This is a genomic window from Caulobacter sp. BE264, from assembly GCF_031457805.1.
GTDB lineage: Bacteria > Pseudomonadota > Alphaproteobacteria > Caulobacterales > Caulobacteraceae > Caulobacter.
Genome location: NZ_JAVDXI010000004.1, coordinates 317,044 through 333,023, shown reverse-complemented (window position 1 = coordinate 333,023; position 15,980 = coordinate 317,044). Strand labels below are relative to the sequence as shown.

The 15,980-nt window shown below is 66.0% G+C and carries 22 protein-coding genes; 12 read left to right on the top strand and 10 right to left on the bottom strand.

What is annotated here, in order from left to right; genetic code table 11:
• The first annotated feature begins 16 nt into the window (after window positions 1–16).
• Window positions 17–202, top strand: coding sequence for a bacterioferritin-associated ferredoxin (locus J2X45_RS12180; RefSeq protein ID WP_310215018.1), 186 nt, complete (start codon window positions 17–19; stop codon window positions 200–202).
• A gap of 152 nt (window positions 203–354) precedes the next feature.
• Window positions 355–834 (top strand): bacterioferritin, encoded by a 480-nt coding sequence (bfr, locus tag J2X45_RS12175; protein ID WP_010921095.1) that lies wholly within the window; start codon window positions 355–357, stop codon window positions 832–834.
• Here the strand turns inward: bfr and J2X45_RS12170 are convergent.
• Window positions 831–1,349, bottom strand: coding sequence for a GNAT family N-acetyltransferase (locus tag J2X45_RS12170; protein WP_310215017.1), 519 nt, complete (start codon window positions 1,347–1,349; stop codon window positions 831–833). The genes bfr and J2X45_RS12170 overlap by 4 nt on opposite strands.
• A 165-nt stretch (window positions 1,350–1,514) precedes the next feature.
• Between J2X45_RS12170 and J2X45_RS12165 the strand changes: the two genes are divergently transcribed.
• Window positions 1,515–2,090, top strand: coding sequence for a tryptophan-rich sensory protein (locus J2X45_RS12165; protein WP_310215015.1), 576 nt, complete (start codon window positions 1,515–1,517; stop codon window positions 2,088–2,090).
• A gap of 23 nt (window positions 2,091–2,113) precedes the next feature.
• Here J2X45_RS12165 and J2X45_RS12160 read toward each other — a convergent pair whose 3' ends face one another.
• The 6 genes from J2X45_RS12160 to J2X45_RS12135 all read right to left on the bottom strand — a co-directional run bounded on the left by J2X45_RS12160 (window position 2,114) and on the right by J2X45_RS12135 (window position 5,577).
• Window positions 2,114–2,542, bottom strand: a complete 429-nt coding sequence (locus tag J2X45_RS12160) for a chemotaxis protein CheE (RefSeq protein ID WP_310215012.1) — start codon at window positions 2,540–2,542, stop codon at window positions 2,114–2,116.
• Window positions 2,539–3,039, bottom strand: coding sequence for a response regulator (locus J2X45_RS12155; RefSeq protein WP_310215010.1), 501 nt, complete (start codon window positions 3,037–3,039; stop codon window positions 2,539–2,541). Before J2X45_RS12155 ends, J2X45_RS12160 begins: the two co-directional genes overlap by 4 nt.
• Before the next feature lie 126 nt (window positions 3,040–3,165).
• A complete protein-coding gene (locus J2X45_RS12150; RefSeq protein WP_310215008.1) occupies window positions 3,166–3,618 on the bottom strand; it encodes a DoxX family protein in 453 nt (150 codons plus the stop codon).
• A complete protein-coding gene (locus J2X45_RS12145) occupies window positions 3,615–4,379 on the bottom strand; it encodes a DNA-binding domain-containing protein (protein WP_310215006.1) in 765 nt (254 codons plus the stop codon). Before J2X45_RS12145 ends, J2X45_RS12150 begins: the two co-directional genes overlap by 4 nt.
• Window positions 4,372–5,214 carry a DUF692 domain-containing protein gene (locus J2X45_RS12140; protein ID WP_310215004.1) on the bottom strand — a complete coding sequence of 281 codons (843 nt, stop codon included), beginning with the start codon at window positions 5,212–5,214 and terminating at the stop codon, window positions 4,372–4,374. The genes J2X45_RS12145 and J2X45_RS12140 overlap by 8 nt, the downstream gene beginning before the upstream one ends.
• Before the next feature lie 81 nt (window positions 5,215–5,295).
• Window positions 5,296–5,577: a DUF2282 domain-containing protein gene (locus tag J2X45_RS12135; protein ID WP_310215002.1), complete on the bottom strand. Its 282-nt coding sequence runs from the start codon at window positions 5,575–5,577 to the stop codon at window positions 5,296–5,298.
• A gap of 189 nt (window positions 5,578–5,766) precedes the next feature.
• Here J2X45_RS12135 and J2X45_RS12130 point away from each other — a divergent pair, with 189 nt between their 5' ends.
• From J2X45_RS12130 to J2X45_RS12120, 3 genes are all read left to right on the top strand, one after another.
• Window positions 5,767–6,306: a sigma-70 family RNA polymerase sigma factor gene (locus J2X45_RS12130; RefSeq protein ID WP_310215000.1), complete on the top strand. Its 540-nt coding sequence runs from the start codon at window positions 5,767–5,769 to the stop codon at window positions 6,304–6,306.
• A complete protein-coding gene (gene nrsF / locus J2X45_RS12125; protein ID WP_310214998.1) occupies window positions 6,293–6,937 on the top strand; it encodes an anti-sigma-F factor NrsF in 645 nt (214 codons plus the stop codon). Before J2X45_RS12130 ends, nrsF begins: the two co-directional genes overlap by 14 nt.
• A gap of 160 nt (window positions 6,938–7,097) precedes the next feature.
• Window positions 7,098–7,778, top strand: coding sequence for a DUF1109 domain-containing protein (locus tag J2X45_RS12120; RefSeq protein ID WP_310214996.1), 681 nt, complete (start codon window positions 7,098–7,100; stop codon window positions 7,776–7,778).
• 49 nt (window positions 7,779–7,827) lie between these two features.
• Here the strand turns inward: J2X45_RS12120 and fba are convergent, their stop codons facing one another.
• The 3 genes from fba to gap form a co-directional block, all read right to left on the bottom strand.
• Window positions 7,828–8,919 carry a class II fructose-bisphosphate aldolase gene (fba, locus tag J2X45_RS12115; protein ID WP_310214994.1) on the bottom strand — a complete coding sequence of 364 codons (1,092 nt, stop codon included), beginning with the start codon at window positions 8,917–8,919 and terminating at the stop codon, window positions 7,828–7,830.
• Window positions 8,920–9,068: 149 nt separating this feature from the next.
• Window positions 9,069–10,259 carry a phosphoglycerate kinase gene (locus tag J2X45_RS12110; RefSeq protein ID WP_310214992.1) on the bottom strand — a complete coding sequence of 397 codons (1,191 nt, stop codon included), beginning with the start codon at window positions 10,257–10,259 and terminating at the stop codon, window positions 9,069–9,071.
• Window positions 10,260–10,329: 70 nt separating this feature from the next.
• Window positions 10,330–11,337 carry a type I glyceraldehyde-3-phosphate dehydrogenase gene (gene gap / locus J2X45_RS12105; protein ID WP_310214990.1) on the bottom strand — a complete coding sequence of 336 codons (1,008 nt, stop codon included), beginning with the start codon at window positions 11,335–11,337 and terminating at the stop codon, window positions 10,330–10,332.
• 215 nt (window positions 11,338–11,552) lie between these two features.
• Between gap and J2X45_RS12100 the strand changes: the two genes are divergently transcribed.
• From J2X45_RS12100 to J2X45_RS12075, 6 genes are all read left to right on the top strand, one after another.
• Entirely contained in the window at window positions 11,553–11,936 is a 384-nt protein-coding gene (locus J2X45_RS12100; RefSeq protein ID WP_310214987.1) for a hypothetical protein, read from the top strand.
• Between the two features lie 3 nt (window positions 11,937–11,939).
• Window positions 11,940–12,266 (top strand): cell division protein ZapA, encoded by a 327-nt coding sequence (locus J2X45_RS12095; protein ID WP_310214985.1) that lies wholly within the window; start codon window positions 11,940–11,942, stop codon window positions 12,264–12,266.
• Between the two features lie 321 nt (window positions 12,267–12,587).
• On the top strand, window positions 12,588–13,232 hold the full coding sequence (locus J2X45_RS12090) for a 5-formyltetrahydrofolate cyclo-ligase (RefSeq protein ID WP_310215308.1): 645 nt from the start codon (window positions 12,588–12,590) through the stop codon (window positions 13,230–13,232).
• A 20-nt stretch (window positions 13,233–13,252) separates the two neighbouring features.
• Complete coding sequence (locus J2X45_RS12085) at window positions 13,253–14,086, top strand: YmdB family metallophosphoesterase (protein ID WP_310215305.1); 834 nt, start codon at window positions 13,253–13,255, stop codon at window positions 14,084–14,086.
• Between the two features lie 77 nt (window positions 14,087–14,163).
• On the top strand, window positions 14,164–14,919 hold the full coding sequence (locus tag J2X45_RS12080) for a YebC/PmpR family DNA-binding transcriptional regulator (protein WP_310214983.1): 756 nt from the start codon (window positions 14,164–14,166) through the stop codon (window positions 14,917–14,919).
• A 67-nt stretch (window positions 14,920–14,986) separates the two neighbouring features.
• A complete protein-coding gene (locus J2X45_RS12075) occupies window positions 14,987–15,949 on the top strand; it encodes a phosphoribosylaminoimidazolesuccinocarboxamide synthase (protein WP_310214982.1) in 963 nt (320 codons plus the stop codon).
• The last annotated feature ends 31 nt before the right edge of the window (window positions 15,950–15,980 follow it).

Genomic DNA, 15,980 nt, shown 5'->3' with positions numbered 1-15,980 from the left:
GTAAGGCGTTCTTTCCTTGTACGTCTGCAATTGTAACGGCATCCGCGAGCGCGAAGTCCGCGCCGCTATCGACGCTGGCGCCGCTCGTCCGGCCGACATCTTCCGTCACAAGGGCTGTCAGGCCCAGTGCGCCAAGTGCGTGTGCGAGATGCGCCAGATGATCCAAGAGAGCCGCGAAGCGCTCGCCTACGCCGCCGAATAAGCCTGCGTCGCGACGCGATTTTCCGCGACCGAGAGGCGTTTCTGCGGAATTCCGTGAGACCGCGAAACACTCGCACACATTCAGGTTGAAGGCCGTTTCGGCTTGCCCCAGGGTCGCCGCAGTACGAATCCTCGACGTCGAAGGAGGCCGCCATGCAGGGCGATCCCAGCATCATCCGACTGCTCAATGCGGTGCTGACCAACGAGCTGACGGCGGTCAACCAGTACTTCCTGCACGCGCGGATGTACGACAACTGGGGTTTCAAGCGGCTCGGCAAGATCACCTACGACGAGTCCATCGGCGAGATGAAACACGCCGATATGCTGATCAACCGCATCCTGTTCCTTGAGGGGCTGCCCAACCTTCAGGACCTTCACAAGCTGAAGATCGGCGAGACCGTGCCCGAATGCCTGAACAGCGACCTGCAGGTCGAGCTGGCAGGGCGCGAGACGCTGATCCCCGGGATCATCCAGTGCGAGCAGGCGCGCGACTATGTCAGCCGCGAACTCCTGCGTGTGATCCTGAGCGACACCGAAGAGCACATCGACTTCCTGGAAACCCAGCTGTCGCTGGTGAAGTCGCTGGGCGAGGCCAACTACCTTCAATCGGCGATGGGCGAGCTGCCGGCCTAGAGGTTTCTAGCCATGAAGACGCGGGCGGTTTCGTCGAGCCCCCGCGCCAGATGCTCGCGTCGAACCGCCACCAGACCTGGAGTCAGGTCTGTCTCGGCCATGTCGATGAAGCCTAGCCTGCGATAGTAGGGCGCGTTCCACGGGATTTCCCGAAAGGTCGACAGGGTCAGTCGCGCCAAACCCGCGTCTCGGGCGCTATGCGCGACCGCGTCGATCAGTGCGGCGCCGATCCGTTGGCGCTCGAAGGCCGGCGCCACATCGATCTGTTCGATGTAGAAGCTCTGCTCAAGCAACCGATACATCACGAACCCGGCCAGGGTCGATTTCTCGCCTGCAAGCGCCTCCGCCACCAGAAGACCGCGCGCTTGCTGGCGTGCGGCGAGCAATTCAAGAGGGGATGGTTGATCGTGGGCGATGGCGTCCATCACGCCCAAGAACCGCTGGGCCGACGCCCTTTCGATGGCCTGGATGGTTTGAAGGTCTTCAGAACGGGCTGTACGGATCGTGCTGGCCATCTGAGAGCTTCTCCTCCGCCTGTCTCGCCGTCCAGCCCCGCGCATGGGAGCGACCCTTTGCGTCGTCGGCGCTATCCCGTCATGATGGTTCGCGAGCGGCCCAAAAGCCTGGAACCAAGGCTGAACTGGGCTGTTTGAACCCTTTGAGTTCACAAGGAGCGTCGCATGCACATCGCCAACGGAACCGCGCGGGACCGCGCTCTGGCCGGCCGTGAAGCGTTCGAGCTCGACCAACGGCAGCGCCATCACCCCGTCGCTCAGGTCGCCGTCGGCGCGGCCTTGGCGGGGGGCGCGATCATCGCGGCGATGATCATGGGCCGCCGTCACGAGCGGGCCCTGGACGACGAGATGTACGCTGTCGAGTTCGCCGAGATGCACGAGCCGGTGGCGCACCAGCCCAAACCGCTCACAAGTCTTCTGCTGCCGCCCCTGTTCATCGCCATGACGCTGTCGGGTCTGCGGACGTGGAACGCGCCGTCGAGCCCCGCCCGGACGCGCGCCCTGACGATCTGGAGTCTTGTCCAGGGCTTCAACGCCCTGTGGCTGGGTCTCGGCGCCAAACGTGTTGGCGGGCAGCTGGGCGCGGCCACGGCTTCGCTGGCGGCGTCTGCGGCCTACGCCCTTGAGGCCCGCAAGGTCGGGGGCGGCACGGCGCCTGACCTTGGCTGGGTGGGTGTCGCCAACGCGCTCACCAGTCAGTTGTGGCGGCGAACGATCCCGCGCGGGCCTACGCTGCACTGAGGCCAGTGGCCCCGGGGCGCCTTTCACGGCTGGCGAGCTGCCGCGGCCTTCGCGCCAAGCCGGCGCAGCCCTTCCAGAACCTCTTGAAGGTTTTCGCTGTCGCCGTGCTGACGAATGATCTTCAGCGCCCTGATATTGACCCACACGGCGCGTGTGTCCCAGGCGCCGCGCTCGACCAGGGCACGGATCAGGTCGCACAGGCTGGCGGCGGATTGCTCCAGAGTCACGAGTTCGAACATGCCGGCCAGAGAGCGAACGCTTTCCGCTAGCCGCGCGGCGGTGCTGGCATCCACATCCTCGCCGGCGGCCATGAGGGCGTCGATCGCTTGATCGATGAGTTCCATCGCCGATCCGCGATAGGCTTCGGCGTTGGCCTGGGCGCGCATCAGCGCGGTGCGGATATCGATGCCGCCCGGCAGGTCCACGAAGCGTGTCAGGCGGCTGGCGGTCATTGAAGAAGCGCTGCAGCCGCGCTTTGGATCGAGGCCCGGTAGGCGACCTCGTCAGCGTCCTCGCCATCGGCGTCACAGGAGGCGATGTTCGAGAATACCGAGGACGTGCTCCAGAGGATGCGGTCCAGCAGGGTGTTGGCCGAAAAGGGCTTGGCCACGATGTAGTGTGCGCCCACCCGTCGAGCCTTCTCGATCAACGGCCGGGGCGTGTGCCCCGTGACGACGATGACGACGGCGGGAAGCGAGCCGGCCGCCTGTCTGCGGCGATGTTCTTCGATGAGGCGAAATCCCGCTTCGATGTCCGGAAAAGGGTCGACGATGATCAGATCAGGGTCAAAGCCGGCGCGCGTCTCGCCGCCTTTCAGCCCCCGTCGCTCCAACTTCCGAAATCCAAAGCCCATCAGAATCTGGGCCGTCAGATCCATGAAGCCGGCGTTCTCATCTACGATGAGCACCCCGGCCTCTTGGAACTTGAAGGTGTTGTCTTGCCTGCCCACGCCGTACCCCCTGAGGAATGTGAACAACGTTCCTGTAACGGTGATCGCAAGGAGCAAAAACACTCTTAACGAGAATAAACCGTATCACTTCACGTGTGAGGCGAATTGTCGCAGAGCGGGTGTTTTTCAGGGCGTTCGCGTCAGGTAGTCGAGGCTGAGCCGGCCGCCGCCGCGCGCGATCAGAACGAGCAGCAGCCCCGTCCAAGACAGGTGTGTTGGCCAAGCGTCGGGATAGACAAAGACCTGAATGACGGTGGTCATGCCGAGGAAGGCCAGGGCCGACATCCGCGTGAACAGTCCCAGCACCAGCAGGATCGAGAACAGGTGTTCTGAATAGGTCGCGGCGTGAGCGGCAAGATCGGGCGGAATCAGCGGCAACGCATATTCGGTCTCGAACAGCGCGTAGGTCCCGTCCGTGATGTGCAGCCAGCCATCGACCTTGGTCCGTCCCGACTGAAAGAAGATGGCCGCGACGCCGAGGCGCGCGACAAGGCTCAGGACGTCCTGGGGCAGGAGCCGTTCGGCGGTCTTGGCCAGCAGGATGAGCGGCGTGCGCCAGGGGAGAGTTGTCGAGGTCACGCGTGGGGCTCCAGGTCCAGGCCGCTGAAGACGCCACTGGCGATCAGAGCAGCAAAGAGGATTTCGAGCGGGGCGTCTGGTTGGGTCTTCGCGGCGCGTTGGGCCGCTTGGCCTAAGGTCTCGCCGTCGCGCACCGCGCGCAGGAATTCGGCTTCGCCGTCTTGCATGAGGCGGGTCGCGACGACGCCTGAGCGCCGGACCAACATCACCGCTTGCGGAGCCTCGCTCAGTTCCAGGGCCTCATCGCCCGCGCGTGCGGCGAGCCAAAGCCCTGGTAGACCGGCGTCGAACGCGGCGAACCGCAGGCTGGGGTGCGGCCAAAGCCGCGCTGAGGCCAGCGTCTCAGGAGAAAGCCCCGACAAGGCCGTCGCCTCAAGGTGCGGCGCCTCGGCGGCGAAGAGGGCTTCAAGCCAAAGTCGGTCCAGGTGTGCGACGCCGGCGAGGTAGGGAAGCTCGGCGGCCGGCGGGAAGCTTGTGAGCCAGCTCGGGAAGTCCGCCCCATAGTCCTGGAGCGCCGCATGGCTCGGCGGAGACTCGCGGGAGAAGAGGAGGGCGGCTCCACTGAACCATTCCTCGCTGGTGAGCGCTCGCACCGTCGGAAAGTTCTCAGCGAGCGCATCGACGCAGCCCTTGGCGATCGTGTTGCGATAGACAGCGAGCCCGACGGGCGAAGAGTCTTTTGCGCACCATGCCGATAGCGCGTCGACATCGCCCCCGAGTGCGGCGACGAAAGCGTCCTGGAAAGCCAGCAACTCAGACATGGGCGGGCTCGCAAGCCAGCAAGTGGGCGTCCATCGCGGCGGCGGCGCGATCGCGCTCGGCCATCAGGGCGGCGAAGTCGGGAATGTCGTCATCGCGCTCGATCAAGGTGGGGCGTGCTCCGATCCGAGCGATCAGGCGGGCGTACAGCGCCCAGACCGCTTCGGTGACCGGCGCGCCATGTGTGTCGATCAGAAGGTCAGAGCCGCCAGGATCCTTGGCGTGCCCCGCCAAATGGATCTCGCCGATCGCGTGAGCGGGCAGAGCGTCCAGATAGGCTTCGGGCGCGTAGCCGAGATTGTGGGCGCTGATGAAGACGTTGTTCACGTCCACCAGGAGGCCGCAGCCGGTGCGCGCCACCAGCGCGGCGAGAAACTCGACCTCCTCCAGATCATGTCCCTTGAGCGGAAGATAAAGCGAAGGGTTCTCGATCAGCACCTGGCGACGCAGGGCGTCCTGCATGCGCGAGATGTTGTCGCTGATGCGGGCCAGCGCCCCGCGCGTACGCGGGAAGGGCAGCAGGTCGGGATTGTGCGCGCCGCGGTGCGTCGACCACGCCAGGTGTTCGGAAACGACGAAGGGGTCGAAGCGATCGACCAGCCGCTTCAACGCCTGAAGATGCGTAGGGTCCGGGTCAGCGTCGGCCGCCAGGGACAGCCCCACGCCGTGCAGCGAGAGGGGATGGCGCGCGCGCAACGCCTCCAGAGCCGCCAGACGTGGACCGCCGGCCGACATGTAGTTCTCGGGATGGACCTCGAACCACAGACCTGCGACGTCGCAACGGGTCGCGTCGTCATAGTGCTGGGCTTTCAGGCCAAGGCCGGCGGTGGGGGGCATCTTGCAATCTCTGAAGGCGTGTCACTCCCGACCGGCCAAAAGGGCGGCCGGAAGTGACGGGGACTGAACGGAGGTTTGGGCTTAGGCCTTCGGCGTCAGCGACCCCATGCCCTTCGGGGTCTTGATCGTGACGCAGGCGCCCTTCTTGACCATCTTCCAGGCGTCGCCCTGGTAGTCGACCTTCGAGGTGCCGGCGCACGAGGTGCCCGCGCCGGCCTTGCAGTCGTTCTCGCCGGCCTTGGACACGCCGTAGCACTTTTCAGTGTTAGCGTCGGCCTTGTGGTGGTCGGCGGCGGCGATCGAGACGCCGGCCGAGAGGGCCATGGCGGCGGCGAGGGCGGCGGTGGTGACGATGCGGGTCATGGAAGCTCTCCTTGGTGGGTGTGGAGCCGAACCGGCCTCACGCCGCTCGGTCTTGGGAGAGTTCGTCCATGACGTGGTCAAGGTTACACGGGTCGCTGAACAAAATTTCGCGGCCGCCGTGAGGTGGCGTTTCAGGCTGTCGCGACACGATGTAACCATTAGGCCCTGGCGCGCGGATTAGGGGCTGGCGTGACGGACTCCGAGACCCGATTGAAGGCGCTGATGCTGCGCGGACTGGATGGCGACACCGCCGCCTACCGCGAATGTCTCGCCCTGCTCGGAGACCGCCTTCGCGCGTATTTCATGCGCCGCATGGCCGGCGCGCCCGGTGATGTGGAGGATCTGGTGCAGGAGACGCTGCTGGCGGTGCATCTCAAGCGGTCGACCTGGGACAGCGCCCAGCCCTTCACCGCCTGGGCGCATGCGGTGGCGCGTTACAAGCTGATCGATCACTGGCGGCGCCGGAAGATCCGTCAGACCTTGCCCATCGAGGACCATGTCGAGTTCCTGGTCGCCGACGAGCCCGATCCGGGCGTCGGTTTGGAACTGGACCGCGCCTTAGCAACCCTGCCGGAACGACAAAGGACGCTCGTCAGTGACGTGAAGCTAACGGGACTGTCGCTTGCGGAAGCGGGCGCGCGAATGGGAATTTCCGAAGGCGCGGCGAAGGTCGCCCTGCACCGGGCGTTGAAGGCCCTCGCCGAAAGGATGCGCCGTGCGGACGGATGACCTGATCGACGTTCTGGCTAGCGACGCCAAGCGTGCGGGCGAGACGACCCCGCCACGACGGCTGGCGATCGTCGCAGTCATCGGATCCTTGGCGGCCCTGGTTCTGGTCGTGGGCTGGCTACGCGTTCGCGAGGACCTGGCCCAGGCTATGCTAGGCTCGATGTTCTGGATGAAGGCGACCTACACTGCGCTGTTGGGCGTCGCCGGCTATCTCGCCGTGGAGCGCCTGTCGCGGCCGGGCGGCTCAGGTCGTCGAGGGTGGGTCGTGGCGGCTCTGGTCGTCGCGGCCTGCGTGGCGGCGGGCCTCTATCAGGCGATGGTCAGCCCCGACGTGCAGGCGGCCCTGACGATGTTGCATGGACATTCCTGGCGCTCGTGCAGTCCCCGGATCCTGATGATCGGCCTGCCAATGCTGGGCTTGGGCCTCTGGATCCTGAGAGGCATGGCGCCGACCCGGCCCAGCCTGGCGGGCTTCGCCATGGGGCTGTTCTCCGGCGGGGTGGTCGCCACCATCTATGGGCTGCATTGCCCGGAGCACACGTTCACCTTCATCGCGCTCTGGTACAGCTTGGGGGTTCTCGCGCTCGGCGCTGTTGGGGCCGCCGCCGGCCGCTGGGTGCTACGGTGGTGAGCGGCGCCACGCGGCGCTGACTCTGTCGCACTCAGATTCTCAGGCTTCGCGTTCCAGTCGGTTGACAAACCGCTGTTCCGCTAATGAAGTGCCGCCGCCTTCGCGAATGCGACGCGTTTGGCTCGGTTCAAAAGCCAGACGGCTCTGTGGGGAGAGGCGCGTGACGATCGACGACATCCTCGCGCCCGCGAGCGGCGGTACGCCCATCTGGTCCGCCGAGACCCTGCCGTGGCGCCTCGCGGAGGTGGCCGCCGCCGGCGCTTTGGGCGGTTTGCTGATGATCCTGGCTTGGCTCGGTTTGCGACCCGATCTGGCGCAGGCGGTGCAGACGCCATTGTTCTGGATCAAGGTCGGCTACGCGGCGGCCCTGGCGCTCGGCGCCGGCCTGACGGCCTGTCGCTTGGCGCGAGGGCGCGCACGAGGTCTTCTTCCGCTCATGCTTGCGGCCTGCCTGGCGGGCGGATTCCTGATCTTTGGCCTGTTTCAGGCCCTGGCGATGGCGCCGCAGGCGCTTCTGCAACTGTACTGGCCGACCGCTTTGACCTGTATCGTGGCCATTCTGGCCCTCGCGACGCCGATGCTGTTGTTCGCCAGCTACGGCCTCGCTAGCGTAGACCCAGAACGGCCGCGCCTTGTCGGTTTCGCGGGCGGCGTGGCGTGTGGCGCGGTCGCCGACCTCGTCTTTGGCCTGCATTGCCCGTTCACGACCTTCGCTTTCATCGCGCCCTGGCATACGGCTGGCGCTCTGATTTGTGGGGGGGCGGGCTTATTGCTGGTTGAGCTGTTTGGCCGCCTCCGGCGGATGCGGCGGCCCCTGAACGAAGAGATAGTCATCGAATAAAAAGGGAGGCCGAAGCCTCCCTTTTCGCTGGCGCTGTGAATGACGCCGACTACTCCGCTGCAGCCTTCGCCGCGGTGGCGCCGAACTTGGCGTGCAGTTCGCCAGAGGCGTAGCGCTTGGCCATGGTCGCCGTCGACAGCGGCTTGATCTTGTCGGCGTGGCCGGCCGAGCCGAACTCGACGAAGCGAGCCTGGCAGACCTTGCGCATGGCTTCCTTGGCGGGTTTCAGATAGGCGCGGGGATCGAACTCGCCCGGCTTCTCGACGAGCAGCTTGCGGATCGCGCCCGTGATGGCCATGCGGTTGTCGGTGTCGACGTTGATCTTGCGCACGCCGTGCTTGATGCCGCGCTGGATTTCCTCCACCGGCACGCCCCAGGTCTGGGGCATCTCGCCGCCGTAGGCGTTGATGATGTCCTGCAGGTCCTGCGGGACGCTGGAGCTGCCGTGCATCACCAGGTGGGTGTTGGGCAGGCGGCGGTGGATTTCCTCGATCACGTTCATGGCCAGGACGTCGCCGTCCGGCTTGCGCGTGAACTTGTAGGCGCCATGGCTGGTGCCCATGGCGATGGCCAGGGCGTCGACGCCGGTCTGGGCGACGAAGTCGACCGCCTGGTCGGGGTCGGTCAGCAGTTCGTCATGGCTGAGCTTGCCTTCAAAGCCGTGGCCGTCCTCGGCCTCGCCCATGCCCGTTTCCAGCGAGCCCAGCACGCCCAGCTCGCCCTCGACCGAGACGCCGCAGCTGTGGGCCATCTGGACCACCTTGCGGGTGACCTCGACATTGTACTCGTAGCTGGCGGGGGTCTTGGCGTCCTCCATCAGCGAGCCGTCCATCATCACCGAGGTGAAGCCGTACTGGATCGCCGTGGCGCAGGTCGCCGGGCCGTTGCCGTGGTCCTGGTGCATGCAGACCGGGATGTGCGGATAGATGTCGACCAGGGCGTCGATCATCTTGGCCAGCATGATATCGTTGGCGTAGTTCCGCGCGCCGCGCGACGCCTGGATGATGACCGGCGAATTAACGGCGTCGGCCGCCTCCATGATCGCCAGGCCCTGTTCCATGTTGTTAATATTGAAGGCGGGCAGCCCGTACTCATGCTCGGCGGCATGGTCCAGCAACTGGCGCAGCGTGATGCGTGCCACGTAATTCTCTCCTGCAAGCGTTAAGTGGTTAGGTCGTTTCTTGTTTTTGGGGCCCGGCGCTGAAGCGCTCTTTGCCCAGATCGTCAGTCTTTAATACAGTTTGTCGTCGGTCTTGCGCGAGCCTGCATGACCCGCGCCAGAAAAGTAACTCAGGATTCGAGCGCCGCGACGCCAGGGAGCGTCTTGCCCTCCATCCATTCCAGGAACGCGCCGCCCGCCGTCGAGACGAAGGTGAAGTCGGCCGACACGCCCGCGTGGTTCAGAGCGGCGACTGTATCACCGCCACCGGCCACCGCCACGATTTTACCCGATTTGGCGAGCGAAGCGGCATGTTTCGCCGCCGAAACGGTCGCTTCGTCGAAGGGCGGGACCTCGAAAACGCCCAAGGGGCCATTCCAGATCAAGGTCAAGCTTTGGTCCATGGCCGCCAGCAGGCGCTTGGCGCTTTCCGGGCCCGCGTCGAGGATCAGGTCATCGGCTTGGACCTCGCTGAGCGCCCGGACCGCCGTCTCAACGCCGGGCGCGACCTTCTTGGCGACGACAACGTCGACCGGCAGAAGTAACTCGCAGCCGGCGGCCTTGGCCTTTTCCATGATCTCGCGGGCGGTGTCGGCCAGATCCTTTTCGCAAAGGCTCGCGCCGACATCGTGGCCCTGGGCGAACAGGAAGGTGTTGGCCATGCCGCCGCCGATCGCCAAGCGATCCAGCTTGGCGACGAGATTGTTGAGGAGGTCGAGCTTGGTCGAGACCTTGGAGCCGCCGACGATGCCGATCACCGGCTTCTTCGGATTGCCGAGCGCGGCGTCCAGGGCTTCCAGTTCGCGCTGCATCGACAGGCCCGGATAGGCGGGCAGCAGCTTGGCCAGGCCTTCGGTCGAGGCGTGGGCGCGGTGGGCGGCGCTGAAGGCGTCGTTGACATAGACATCGCCATTGGCGGCCAGGGCGGCGGCGAAGTCGGCGTCGTTCTTCTCTTCGCCTGCGTGGAAGCGGACGTTTTCCAGCAGCGCGACGCCGCCGTTGTCCAGACCATTCACGACCTTGGCGGCTTGATCGCCGATGCAGTCGCCGGCGAACGCGACGGGCTGCTCCAGCAGCTTGGACAGCGGCTCAGCCACGAAGCCCAGGCTCATCTCGGGCACGACCTTGCCCTTGGGGCGGTCGAAGTGGGCCAGAAGGACGACCTTGGCGCCTTGCTTGGAGAGGTAGGCGATCGTCGGCAGCGCCGCGCGCAGGCGGGTGTCGTCGGCGACCTTTCCGCCATCGACCGGCACGTTGAAGTCCACGCGGACCAGGGCGCGCTTGCCGGCGAGATCGGCGGTGTCGAGGGTGCGGAAGGGCATCGGTCGTCCTGAATATCGAGCAAGGAAAACCCCCGCTCCTGGAGGAGCGGGGGCCGGGTCTTTCAGTTCCTTAGAGGAACTTCGCCATTTCCAGAGCGGTGTCGCTCATGCGGGTCGCGAAGCCCCACTCGTTGTCGTACCACGACAGCACGCGGGCCAGCTTGCCTTCGATGACTTGCGTCTGGGGCAGGGCGGCCGTCGAGCTGGCGGCGATGTGGTTCAGGTCGGTCGAGACCAGCGGGTCCGTGGTCACGGCCAGAACGCCCTTCATCGGGCCGTCGGCGGCGGCTTGCAGCGCCTTGTTGATCTCGTCGATCGAGGTCTCGCGGGCGGCGACGACCTTCAGGTCGATGACCGAGACGTTCGGGGTCGGGACGCGGATCGACGAGCCGTCCAGCTTGCCCTTCAGTTCCGGCAGAACCAGGCCCAGGGCCTTGGCGGCGCCGGTCGAGGTCGGGATCATGCTAAGGGCCGCGGCGCGGGCGCGGTAGAGGTCCTTGTGCATGGTGTCCAGCGTGGGCTGGTCGCCGGTGTAGCTGTGGATCGTGGTCATGTAGCCACGCTCGATGCCAAACAGGTCGTGCAGGACCTTGGCGACGGGAGCGAGGGCGTTGGTCGTGCACGAGCCGTTCGAAACGACGATGTCGTCGGCGGTCAGGGTCTCGTGGTTGACCTTGTAGACGATGGTCTTGTCGGCGTTGTCGGCGGGAGCCGAGACCAGGACGCGCTTGGCGCCGGCCTTCAGGTGGGCGCTGGCCTTGTCCTTGGCGGTGAAGATGCCCGTGCACTCGAAGGCGATGTCGACGCCCAGGTCCTTGTGCGGCAGCTCTTCGGGGTTACGGATGGCCGTGACCTTGATCTTGCCCATGCCGACGTCGATCCAGTCCTCGCCCGAGGTGACGACGCCCGGGAAGCGGCCGTGGACGCTGTCGTAGCGCAGCAGGTGCGCGTTGGTCTCGACCGGGCCCAGATCGTTGATGGCGACGACCTCGATGTCGCGACGGCCATGCTCGGCGATAGAGCGCAGGACCAGACGTCCGATGCGGCCGAAGCCGTTGATGGCGACGCGAACAGCCATGGGTCTTTCTCCTGATATGTGGCCGCCGGACCTGATCGACCGGCGTTCCCTGTTTTGCTGCGCGTTTTGCGGGGGAAAGACGCGAAGTCAAGCCCGAGAAACTGACAACCGTCGTCAGAAAGCTGCTATGGGCTGCGCGTCGCCCAATTATCGCCCCTGCGTCTGGCTTAGACCCGCTCGATCTATATGTTGCGTCGCATGATGGATTTCCGCCGATGATCCCGGCCGACAGTACGGCCCTCGACCTCGCCGTGCGCCGTTTGGAGCGGGCGGTGGGTCAACTGGAGCAGCGTCTCGCCGCCAAGGCGGCTGAGGCCGAGCGCGCGCTCGCCGCCGCAAAGGCCGCGTCGGCGCCGGCGGCCGTCGTGACGAGCGAACCTGGCCTGTTCGAGGACGAGGAGCGCGCCCGGCTGCTGGCCGATCTGGAAGCCGCTCGCGAACGTGAGAAGGCCCTCGAGGAGGCCGGCGAGCAGGCCTCGGTGGCGCTGGGCCGCGCCATCGCCGAAATCCGCGCCGCTCTGGGCGAGGACGGCGTCGCCAACGACCTGCACGCGCCGAGCGACGACGACGACCTGTTCGAAGACTCCGAGGAGGCCTGATCCATGGCTCAGGTGACCATTCAGGTGAACGGCCGCCCGTACATGGTTGGCTGCGAGGACGGCCAGGAACCGCATCTGGCCGAACTGGCGCGCCTGTTCGACCGTCAGGTCCGCCAGGTCAGCGCCGATGTCGGCCAACTGGGCGAGACGCGCCTGTTCCTGATGGGCGCCCTGCTGCTGGCCGATGAGCTGTCGGACATGAAGCTGCGACTGGCCCACGCCAATGCGGAGATCGCCCGTATGCAGCAGGAAGGCACCAAGGCCGAGATCGCCGCCATCCGCGCCCTGGACGCGGCGGCGGAGCGGATCGAGAAGCTGGCGACGGAATAGACGTCACGGCGCCGCTGGCTTTATCGCGCCCGAACCCCTATCTTGTCGGGCGGCGGGTCTTGCTGTGGCTCTCGTCGAAGATTTCTTATCCCAGGGACCTTAATCTCTCTATCGGGACCTGTTCCCTCCCGTGGCCGTGGCTGCGGGAACACGGGGCCCACCTGTTACTGACAGGTTCGAGTGGATTGAAACGTCTTCACGGTTCTTCGCGGCGCCGCCACCCTTTCTCTATAAAAACGATCTTCCCGACCCAGTGCGCAGCACGCCGAGCCGGGATCGCCGGAAGCGTCGTGTGTGCCGCGCTCCCGGTTCGGCGCGGCCTTGCGGTCGCTGGACCGGGATGACAGCTTTCATGGAATGACCATCGTCGATCCCGTCGCGGCCAAGACGGCCCTCCGCGTCTTTCTGCGGAACCACCGCAAGCAACTGGCGATCGAGACGCCCCAGGCCGACTGGATGATCGCCGAGCAGGCCCGCGCCCCGCTGGCGCGGCTATTTCCCGATCCAAGGGGCAAGGTCGCTGCGCTGTACCATGGACTGGGCTCGGAGATTTCGCCGCTCATCCTGGCCGAGCAGATGGCCGAGGCGGGCTGGACCCTAGCCCTGCCCAAGGTGGTCAATCCCGAGGGCGGCAAGATGATCTTCCGGCGCTGGACGCCCGGCCAGCCCCTCAAGCGTGACAAGATCGGCCTGCGGGCGCCGGGACGCGAGCAGCCGATGGTCATTCCCGACCTGGTGGTCACGCCTTTGCTCGCTTTCCAGCGCGACGGCGTGCGGCTGGGCCAGGGCGGTGGCTACTATGATCGCGCCTTGGCGTTTCTGCGCTCGCGGCGCCCGGTCTTCGTCCTGGGCCTGGCCTATAGCGGCCAGCAAGCGGAGAATTTGCCGCGCGAGGCGCACGATCAAAGGCTGGACGCCATCGTCACCGAAAAAGAATATATAGCGGTCAACGAGATGGCCGGGTAACGGGCCCTCATACTCCGCTTCTGGGACTATCGATGCGTTTCGCCTTCTTCGGCGATGTCGTCGGCAAGTCGGGCCGTGACGGCCTGGCCGACCATCTGCCCGACCTTCGTCGTCAACTCGGCCTCGAGTTCGTGATCATCAACGCCGAGAACGCCGCAGCCGGCTTTGGCATCACCGAGAACACCGCGCGCGAGCTGTTCGAGGCCGGCGCCGATTGCCTGACCCTGGGCAACCACAGCTGGGACCAGCGCGAGGCGCTGACCTATATCGTGCGCGAGCCGCGCCTGATCCGTCCGGCCAACTATCCGATCCTGTCGGATGCGCCGGGACGGGGCAGCCATCTCTTCCAGACCGACTCCGGCAAGACGATCTTCGTCGTCAACCTGCTCGGCCGCGTCCATATGGACGCCATGGACGACCCCTTCGCCGCCGCTGACCGCGAGCTGGACAAGGCCCCGCTTGCCCAGGTGGCCGATGCGGTGGTGGTCGACATGCACTGCGAGGCGACCTCGGAGAAGATGGCGATGGGCCACTACTGCGACGGCCGCGCCTCGCTGGTGGTAGGCACCCACACCCACGTGCCGACCGCCGACTGCCAGATCCTGCCCGGCGGCACCGCCTACCAGACCGACGCCGGCGCCTGCGCCGACTATGACAGCGTCATCGGCAACCAGAAGGAAGAGCCGTTGCGACGCTTCACCACCAAGATCAGCGGCGGCCGCTACCAGCCGGCGTCCGGGCCAGCGACGGTCTGCGGCGTGTTCGTCGAGACCGACGATCGAACGGGTCTGGCCGTTCGCGTGGAGCCGATCCGTGTCGGCGGCCGGCTGAAGCCAACGGTGCCGACCGTCTAGGCGGGGTGACAAACCCCGTCGGCGGGCGCTAGAAGCGCGCCCACACTCCTCTTCAGACTAGAGACAGAGCCCTCCGAATGGCCGGTCACTCGAAATTCAAGAACATCATGCACCGCAAGGGCCGCGCCGACGCCGCGCGGTCCAAGCTGTTCTCCAAGCTGTCGCGGGAAATCACCGTCGCGGCCAAGACGGGCCTGCCGGATCCGGCCATGAACCCGCGCCTGCGCCTGGCCGTGAATAACGCCAAGGCCGAAAGCCTGCCCAAGGACGTCATCGAGCGCGCGATCAAGAAGTCGCAGATGGGTGACGCGGCGGACTACTCCGAGATCCGCTATGAAGGCGTCGCCGCCGGCGGTGTTGGCATCATCGTCGAGGTGCTGACCGACAACAAGAACCGCGCCGCCGCCAATGTCCGCTCCTACTTCACCAAGATGGGCGGCAACATGGGGGCCACCGGCTCGGTGACCTTCAACTTCGATCGCGTTGGCCAGATCAGCTATCCGGCCAAGACCGCGTCGGAAGACGACATGATGGAAGCCGCCATCGAGGCCGGCGCCGATGACGTCACCTCGGACATGGACGAGGAAGGCGAAGGTCACACGGTCTATACCGCCTTCGAAAGCCTGAACGACGTGGCCGCCGCCCTCGAAGCCAAGTTCGGCGCGGCGTCGAACACCAAGATCGCCTGGCGTCCGAAGATGCAGGTCCCGGTCACGGGCGACGCCGTGGCCACGCTGATGAAGCTGCTCGACATGCTGGACGAGGACGACGACGTCCAGGCCGTCTACTCGAACGAAGAGATCAGCGACGAAGATCTGGCCAAGCTGGGTTGATGAATTGGGGGAGGTCCGGCCGGGCCTCCCCTTTGTCTTTGCGTATCCCTGACAGACCGAGGCTCCGGTGACCCCTTCCGCCCCCAACGCCCTGGCCGAGGTTGTGCTGCCCGGCCTGCCCAACCACTATCGCGGCAAGGTTCGGGACAACTATGACCTGCCGGATGGTCGCCGCGTGATCGTGGCCTCGGACCGGCTCAGCGCCTTCGACCGCAACTTGTGCGCGGTGCCGGGCAAGGGGCAGGTGCTGACTCAGACGGCGCGGTTCTGGTTTGACGCCACGGCGGACATCTGCCCGAACCACGTCCTGGCCTACCCGGACCCGAACGTGCTGATCGGCAAGCGTCTCGAGATGCTGCCGGTCGAGCTGGTGGTGCGCGGCTATCTGGCGGGGACGACCTCGACCTCGGTCCTGACGCTCTACAACAAGGGCCAGCGGTCGATGTACGGCGTCACCCTGCCGGACGGCCTGAAGGCCAACCAGCGCCTGCCGCAAGCCATCCTGACTCCGACCAGCAAGGCCGCCGACGGCGATCACGATGCGCCGCTGTCGCCAGACGAGGTGCTGGCCCAGGGCCTCGTCACGCCCGCCCAGTGGGAACAGCTCAGCGCCTACGCTCTGGCGCTTTTCGCGCGCGGCCAGCAGATGGCCGCCGAGCGGGGGCTGATCCTCGCCGACACCAAGTACGAATTCGGCCTCGATGAGGCCGGCGCCATCGTGCTGGCCGACGAGATCCACACGCCCGACAGCAGCCGGTTCTGGCGCGCGGACACCTATGAGGCTCGGTTCGCGGCTGGTCAGCGTCCGGACAGCTTCGACAAGGACTTCGTCCGCGCCTGGGTCGCCGAGCGTTGTGATCCCTACAATGATCCGATCCCGGAGATCCCGGCCGAGCTGATCGCGCGGACCTCCGCGGTCTATATCGAAGCGTTCGAGGCGATCACGGGTCAGACGTTTGAAGCGCCCGCCGCGGATGAGCCGGTCATGGCCCGCGTGAAGCGCAATCTCGACGCCTATCTGGCGGGGTAAATTGTCGACGTGGCCGGCGGAACCCCGAGGC

Coding starts and splice junctions, on each gene's coding strand:
- bfr (WP_010921095.1), top strand. CDS start 355: ATGCAGGGCGATCCCAGCATCATCCGACTGCTCAATGCGGTGCTGACC.
- J2X45_RS12170 (WP_310215017.1), bottom strand. CDS start 1,349: ATGGCCAGCACGATCCGTACAGCCCGTTCTGAAGACCTTCAAACCATC.
- J2X45_RS12165 (WP_310215015.1), top strand. CDS start 1,515: ATGCACATCGCCAACGGAACCGCGCGGGACCGCGCTCTGGCCGGCCGT.
- J2X45_RS12160 (WP_310215012.1), bottom strand. CDS start 2,542: ATGACCGCCAGCCGCCTGACACGCTTCGTGGACCTGCCGGGCGGCATC.
- J2X45_RS12145 (WP_310215006.1), bottom strand. CDS start 4,379: ATGTCTGAGTTGCTGGCTTTCCAGGACGCTTTCGTCGCCGCACTCGGG.
- J2X45_RS12140 (WP_310215004.1), bottom strand. CDS start 5,214: ATGCCCCCCACCGCCGGCCTTGGCCTGAAAGCCCAGCACTATGACGAC.
- J2X45_RS12135 (WP_310215002.1), bottom strand. CDS start 5,577: ATGACCCGCATCGTCACCACCGCCGCCCTCGCCGCCGCCATGGCCCTC.
- J2X45_RS12110 (WP_310214992.1), bottom strand. CDS start 10,259: ATGCCCTTCCGCACCCTCGACACCGCCGATCTCGCCGGCAAGCGCGCC.
- gap (WP_310214990.1), bottom strand. CDS start 11,337: ATGGCTGTTCGCGTCGCCATCAACGGCTTCGGCCGCATCGGACGTCTG.
- J2X45_RS12100 (WP_310214987.1), top strand. CDS start 11,553: ATGATCCCGGCCGACAGTACGGCCCTCGACCTCGCCGTGCGCCGTTTG.
- J2X45_RS12095 (WP_310214985.1), top strand. CDS start 11,940: ATGGCTCAGGTGACCATTCAGGTGAACGGCCGCCCGTACATGGTTGGC.
- J2X45_RS12080 (WP_310214983.1), top strand. CDS start 14,164: ATGGCCGGTCACTCGAAATTCAAGAACATCATGCACCGCAAGGGCCGC.